Here is a 6,966-nt window from a genome sequence, read left to right on the forward strand (position 1 = left end):
CATAAACTGCTACTTCTTCGATTTTCGTAATTTTAGCTTCTCATTTATTTAAAGTCAAGCGATACCTTACTTTAAAGAACTAACACTCTAATTTTCTATTAAAATGAAAAAAATATTATTCATCTTTTGTACTTCTGCCTTAATGATAAGTTGCGGAACGTCTTCAAAAGGTAATTCGTCTTCTGCAGAAAAGGTAAAAATGGCAGATCCCTCTGAATTTGCTTCATCAATTACTTCAGACGAATTAAAAACAATGCTTTATAAGTATGCCTCTGATGAATTTGAAGGTAGAGAAACCGGAGAGAAAGGTCAGAAAATGGCTGTTGAATATTTAAAATCTCAATATAAAGATTTAGGTATTCCAACCCCATTGGGTGAAGATGACTACTTTCAAGAAGTGCCATTAGAAAAACAAAGTGTATCAGAAGCTAGCATTACAGTTAATGGAAAAAGTTTCAAAGCTTTCGACGATCATATCGTTTTAAGGGCTTCTAGCAGTGTTGATATATCAACAAATGAAATTATTTTTATAGGTTATGGAATTGATGCTGATAATTATTCAGATTATAAAAACATAGATGTTAAAGGAAAAATTGTTCTTGCTAAATCAGGTGAACCTAAAGATGAAGAAGGTAATTATGTGACATCAGGTACAGCAGAAGATACTAAATGGACCAATGGCCGTCAATCCTTGTCGAGTAAAAGGGAGGCTGCTAAAAAAAATGGCGCAAAAGGGTTAATCTATATGGACAGTGCTCTTTTTATGAGATATGCACCTTATTATCAAAAACAAGCCACATCTGGTACATCCGGACGATTATCTCTAAAAAGTAATGAAGAAGGTATACTGATGCTAATGATAACTGAAGATTTAGGAAAGGCTTTACATCCAACTATTTTAGAAAACCACAAACCACAGTCAATAAAAACAAATCTAAACTTAGCTATAGAGAATAAATCTGAGAGTGTAACTTCAGAAAATGTTGTGGCCTTTATAGAAGGTTCAGAAAAACCAGATGAAATTTTAGTGATTTCTGCACACCTAGATCATAACGGTATGTCAGACGGAGAAATTTACAATGGCGCTGATGACGATGGGTCAGGTACAGTTGCTATTTTAGAAATTGCAGAAGCATTCAAAATGGCTAAAGAAACTGGTAGTGGACCAAAACGTTCTATCTTATTTTTACATGTTACAGGTGAAGAAAAAGGACTTTTAGGGTCGAGGCACTATACAGACAATGACCCTATTTTCCCACTAGAAAACACAATTGCTGACCTTAACATAGATATGATAGGCCGAATAGACCCAAAACGAAAAGAAGGAGATAGAAACTATATCTATTTAATTGGTAGTGATAAGTTAAGTACCGATTTACATAACATCTCAGAAGAGGTAAATAAAAAACATACAAATATTGAGTTAGACTACACGTATAATGACGAAAATGACCCTAATCGTTTTTACTACAGGTCTGACCACTACAACTTTGCTAAGAATAACATTCCAGTAATATTTTATTTTAATGGAACTCACGATGATTATCACAAACCAAGTGATACACCAGATAAAATTGAATATGATTTGTTAGAAAACAGAACGCGCTTAGTTTTTTACACAGCTTGGGAAGTCGCTAATAGAGATGAGAGGATTGTTGTAGATAAAGCAACTGAATAATCTTCAAAAGCATAACAATCTTAAAGCCTTTCAATTCAGATATTGAAAGGTTTTTATTTTAAAATAAGTTGAAAAAAGATTTTGCAGAAAATCGGAAATAATTTACATTTGCATTCCTAATTAAAATGGTGGTTGTAGCTCAGCTGGTTAGAGCGTCGGTTTGTGGTACCGAAGGTCGCCGGTTCGAAACCGGTCTTCCACCCTAAATTAGTAAGCCTTTCAGAAATGAAAGGCTTTTTTGTTCTTCTATTTTAAATCAAATAAAGATTCAACTGCAGGATAACATTCAACAGTAAAACCTTCTGCGTGAGTTGTGCCAATAAGACGTCCTAAATTGCGCGCTCTATATTCAATACTGTCTGTAAAATTCTTACTCGAAATAGGTGTTTCTGGCTCATCACTTGTAGGATTAAAAAATTGAGTTTTATAAGCCAAGACAGCTTCCATTTTCTTATCCATAAAACCAGAGACATCTACAGCAATATCTGGTTCTAGGTCTTTCCATTGTATATAATGATAAACTGCTTTTGGTCTCCAAGGTTCTTGAATGCTATTTTCATCTTTATGAACCGTTTCTATTTTGCGTAAACCACTCAAAAAACAAGCATCACTAACTAATTGACTTCCCTTTCCATGATCTATGTGTCTATCATCAATAGCATTACAAATCACTATTTCTGGTCTGTAGTAGCGAATCATTTTAATCATTTCAAGTTGATGCTCTTTGTCATTTACAAAAAATCCATCTGCAAAACGCATATTAACTCTAGAGTTTACTCCTAATATTTTAGCTGCATTAAAGGCTTCTTCATCTCGAGTATCTGCTGTACCTCTAGTTCCTAACTCACCTCGTGTTAAATCAATAATACCTACTTTTTTACCATTCGAAACCTCCTTTGCCAAAGTCGCACCACAGCCTAATTCTACATCATCTGGATGTGCACCAATAGCTAATATATCTAATTTCATGTGTTTTCTGTTTTTCTTGAATATCAAAAATATTAAAAAGAAGATAAATTCTCGCTTTCTTTTTATTTCGAAAACGTTATCGTATACAGATTTCAAGATTTATGTGTATCAATTCTGCTTAAAATTGAAAAATCCTCATTAACCACAAAGCATGACATCCGTCATAAAAATTGCTTTTCAATGCAATTAACTTTGTTGTATAATTACAGAACGTAATCACTATGAGCTTAATGCTAGCTATCTTAATTGTCACAATCGCCTTATTTATTTGGGGTAAATTCACACCAGACATTATTGCATTGCTTTCTATGTTAAGTTTATTCCTTTTTGGAATTTTAGACTTAACAGAAACTTTAAGTGGTTTTAGTAATCCTACAGTTATAATGATTGCTGCCTTATTTATTATCGGAGAAGGTTTATCTCAAACAGGTTGGACAGCACTAGCTGGTAAAAAGTTTATTAAAATGGCTGGTAAAAGTACAACCAAGCTATTATTAATTACAACTTTAGGTTCTGGTTTACTCTCTGGTGTTGTAAGTAATACAGGAACAGTCGCTACATTAATGCCTGTTACAATTTCTTCAGCTTGGAGTATTGGTACACTACCTTCTAAATTATTAATGCCAGTCGCATTTGGATCTAACACAGGTGGATTATTAACCTTAACAGGTACACCTCCTAATATTATTGTTAATAATACAATGCTAGAAAGTGGATTAGAAGGATTTTCTTTCTTTGAGTTCGCTCTAATTGGTCTTCCTCTACTTTTAATTGCATTATTATATTTTAGATTTATAGGTTACAGATTATTACCAAATAATAAAACCAACAATAAACCTGTTGATATTAGTACAACACTGCATAAATGGATTGAAGCTTATAAAGTAGATGGTGATTACTACAGACTAAGAGTCAGATCAGTATCTCCTTTACTAAACACAAAATTAGGCGATTGGAATTTTGAAAAAGAATTTAATGTTTCTATTTTAAGGATAAAACGCAGACATCCAAACCGATTAAAAGGAAACGATCCATTTATTGAGTTTCCAACAAACTCAACAGAGTTTTTGTATCACGATATCATTACCGTAAAAGGCGATACTGAAGCTATAAATGCATTAATGATAAAATTTAGATTAGGTCTTTTACCACTAGAACCTATTGAAGATGAATTAAAAAACAACCTCATTAACCAAGAGGTTGGAATGGCAGAAGTATTAGTAACACCAAATTCAGTTCTTGTAGGTAGAAAAATTCGATTAGGTAATTTCTTTAAACGTTTTGGAGTACAGTTAATGGCTGCCTCTAGAAACAGCACCCCTTTTACAGAGCGCGAAATAAGAATAAAAGCTGGTGATGCCTTTTTAATTAGAGGTATCTGGAGTGACATTGACCAACTTAAAAGTTACCACGAGAATTTAGTGATTTGTGGTAGTCCTGAAGGAATGGCAAAAACAGTTACAAATCTTACATCTAAATCGTATATCGCATTGTTTGCTTTAGTACTAATGATTGTTTTATTAGTATTCAAAATTGTACCAGGAGCAGTCGCTGCACTTATATCTGCTGGCATTGTTTTAATTTCTGGTTGCGTTCCTATTACTAAAGCATACAAAGGGATTAGTTGGATTAGTGTTGTAATGATTGCGGCAATGATTCCGATGGGAATTGCACTTCAAAAAACTGGTACTGCAGAACTAATTGCAAATGGGCTAGTAAATACTTTAGGTAGCTTGCATCCTGTAGTTTTACTTGCAGGAGTATTTCTGCTAACCACTTCGTTTAGCCAAGTAATAAACAATTCAGCAACTGCAGTTCTAATGGCGCCTATCGTAATAATTGCTGCTAACACTCTAAATATTTCAGCAGCACCATTTATGATAGTAGTCGCAATTAGTGCTTCAACTGCGTTCTTAACACCTGTTGGCACCACAACCAATGCTATGGTAATGACGGCAGGTGGTTACAAATTTATGGATTATTTAAAAGTAGGCGCACCATTGCTTCTACTGTTCTTAATAACAACATTATTATTAGTGCCATTGATATGGCCATTTTAAATTGAAAGTCAAATTAAAATATTTTTAAATCATGGAAAATTTATTAAAACAACCGATTATGAAAACTAGAGACCTTACACAGTATGGGTTGAAAGACACCAATGCACATTGGAACCTTTCTCCCGAAGAATTACAAGCCATTACCGTAGAAAAAGGAATGGGTAAAGAAACCGCAAATGGTACATTAGCAATTAATACAGGGAAATTTACTGGACGTTCACCTCAAGACAGATTTATAGTAAAAGACGATTACACTAAAGATCGTGTTTGGTGGGGAAAAACAAACAAAGCAATTTCACCTGAAAATTTTGACTATTTACAATCTGAAATCACAAACTACTTAAGCGGAAAAGAAATCTACGTAAGAGATGCTTATGTATGTGCTGACCCAGAATACAAAACAAATGTTAGAACTGTTACAGAATATCCTTGGTCTAATATGTTTGTTTACAATATGTTTTTAAGATCAGAAGAATCTGAATTAGAGGATTTTAAAGAAGAATGGTTAGTACTTTGTGCTCCAGGCTACGAAGCACCAGACCCAAAAAAATATGGTCTTCGTCAAGGCAATTTCTCAATTTTAAACTTCACTAAAAAAATCGCTTTAGTAGGTGGTTCTGCTTATACAGGTGAAATTAAAAAAGGGATTTTCTCTTCTTTAAATATGATATTACCTGTGGACAAGAATGTATTACCTATGCACTGTTCTGCTAATGTAGGTGAAGATGGAGATACAGCTATTTTCTTTGGATTATCAGGAACAGGTAAAACAACTTTATCTGCAGATCCAGATCGTAAACTGATTGGAGATGACGAGCATGGTTGGACAGCAAATAACAGTATCTTTAATTTTGAAGGCGGATGTTATGCAAAAGTTATTGATCTAACAGAAGAAAAAGAACCAGAAATTTTTAGAGCTATTAAGCCTGGAGCAATTCTAGAAAATGTAGTTTTTAAAGATAACGGTGAAATTGATTATATGGATAGTAGTATTACACAAAATACACGTGTAAGTTACCCTATTTATAATATTGATAATATCCAAAAACCATCTTATGCTGGGAATCCAAAAAACATATTCTTTTTAACTTGTGATGCTTTTGGTGTTTTGCCTCCAGTATCTAAGTTAACTCCTGGCCAAGCAGCATACCACTTTATATCTGGTTACACAGCTAAAGTTGCTGGTACAGAAGCCGGAATTACAGAACCGGTACCATCATTCTCTGCTTGTTTTGGTGAGCCATTTATGCCTTTACACCCAACAGTTTATGCGGAAATGCTAAGTAAAAAAATGCAAGATGCTGGTGTTAACGTATGGTTATTAAACACTGGCTGGAGCGGAGGCCCTTACGGAGTAGGTTCTCGTATAAAATTAAAATATACTAGAGCTATGATTACTGCAATTTTAAACGGTGATTTAGACAACGTAGATTACGATCAGCATCCAATTTTTGGATTAAATATGCCAAAGTATTGTCCTAATGTTCCAACAGAAATATTAGACCCAATGAATACTTGGTTACAAAAAGGGGGATACATTAGTAAAGCAATTGCATTAGCACATTCATTCCATTTAAATTTCGAAAAATTTGCGAGTGAAGCTTCAGAACAAATCATTGAAGGAGGTCCATTAATTGATGAGCATCATCATTTACACGATCACGTTTAATAGTTCCATGACTGAAAAGAGCCCATTTCTGGGCTCTTTTTTATTATTAAAACACTATGAAAATCTACTTATACTTACTTATTGCTCTTTTACTTCAAACCCATATGTCTTCTCAAAATACTGGAGAAAGTGAATTAGGCTCATGGTACGAAATTACCTCGTCCAATAGAATCAGCGATAAACTTAGCATAAGTGGTTCTTTTACAAACTGGAATTATCAACTTCTAGCAGAAAAAGCACACTTACTTTTAGGCATTGTTGGATTAAATTATCATATAAACAAAAATGTTGTTGTAGGAATTGGATATGCAAAAGGTAAGATTGATACATCTTTTGAAGAAAATGACATACCCGATATTAAAGAAAACAGGATTCTAGAACAAATAGTTCTTAAACATAAATCTAACAACATTGGATTATCTCACAGATTTAGGTTAGAACAACGTTTTCTAGAGTATCCAACTAAAGATTTATTAAAACATAGATTACGCTATAGATTTAAAGGCAGTTTACCAATTAACACAACATTATTTGTAGCCATATATGATGAAATTCATTTTAATTTAAACGAATTTGATTTCCATCAAAAT

General features: G+C 33.5%; 5 protein-coding genes and 1 tRNA gene. 5 read left to right on the forward strand and 1 reads right to left on the reverse strand.

The genetic code is table 11. The features are described 5' to 3' along the window. Window positions 1–103 precede the first annotated feature (103 nt). Window positions 104–1,678, forward strand: a complete 1,575-nt coding sequence (locus QZZ53_RS16245; protein WP_296386644.1) for a M28 family peptidase — start codon at window positions 104–106, stop codon at window positions 1,676–1,678. Window positions 1,679–1,805: 127 nt separating this feature from the next. Then, window positions 1,806–1,881: transfer RNA gene (locus QZZ53_RS16250), tRNA-His, on the forward strand. A gap of 43 nt (window positions 1,882–1,924) precedes the next feature. On the opposite strand, the gene bshB1 is transcribed toward QZZ53_RS16250, so the two are convergent. Next, on the reverse strand, window positions 1,925–2,647 hold the full coding sequence (gene bshB1 / locus QZZ53_RS16255; protein WP_296386646.1) for a bacillithiol biosynthesis deacetylase BshB1: 723 nt from the start codon (window positions 2,645–2,647) through the stop codon (window positions 1,925–1,927). Between the two features lie 221 nt (window positions 2,648–2,868). Between bshB1 and QZZ53_RS16260 the strand changes: the two genes are divergently transcribed. From QZZ53_RS16260 to QZZ53_RS16270, 3 genes are all read left to right on the forward strand, one after another. Further along, on the forward strand, window positions 2,869–4,707 hold the full coding sequence (locus tag QZZ53_RS16260) for an SLC13 family permease (RefSeq protein ID WP_296386648.1): 1,839 nt from the start codon (window positions 2,869–2,871) through the stop codon (window positions 4,705–4,707). A gap of 58 nt (window positions 4,708–4,765) precedes the next feature. Beyond that, window positions 4,766–6,376, forward strand: a complete 1,611-nt coding sequence (pckA, locus tag QZZ53_RS16265; protein WP_296386651.1) for a phosphoenolpyruvate carboxykinase (ATP) — start codon at window positions 4,766–4,768, stop codon at window positions 6,374–6,376. A 56-nt stretch (window positions 6,377–6,432) separates the two neighbouring features. After that, on the forward strand, window positions 6,433–6,966 hold a 534-nt coding region (locus QZZ53_RS16270; protein WP_296386653.1), incomplete at its 3' end, for a DUF2490 domain-containing protein.

Source organism: Winogradskyella sp. (assembly GCF_016744625.1).
Taxonomy (GTDB): Bacteria; Bacteroidota; Bacteroidia; order Flavobacteriales; family Flavobacteriaceae; genus Winogradskyella.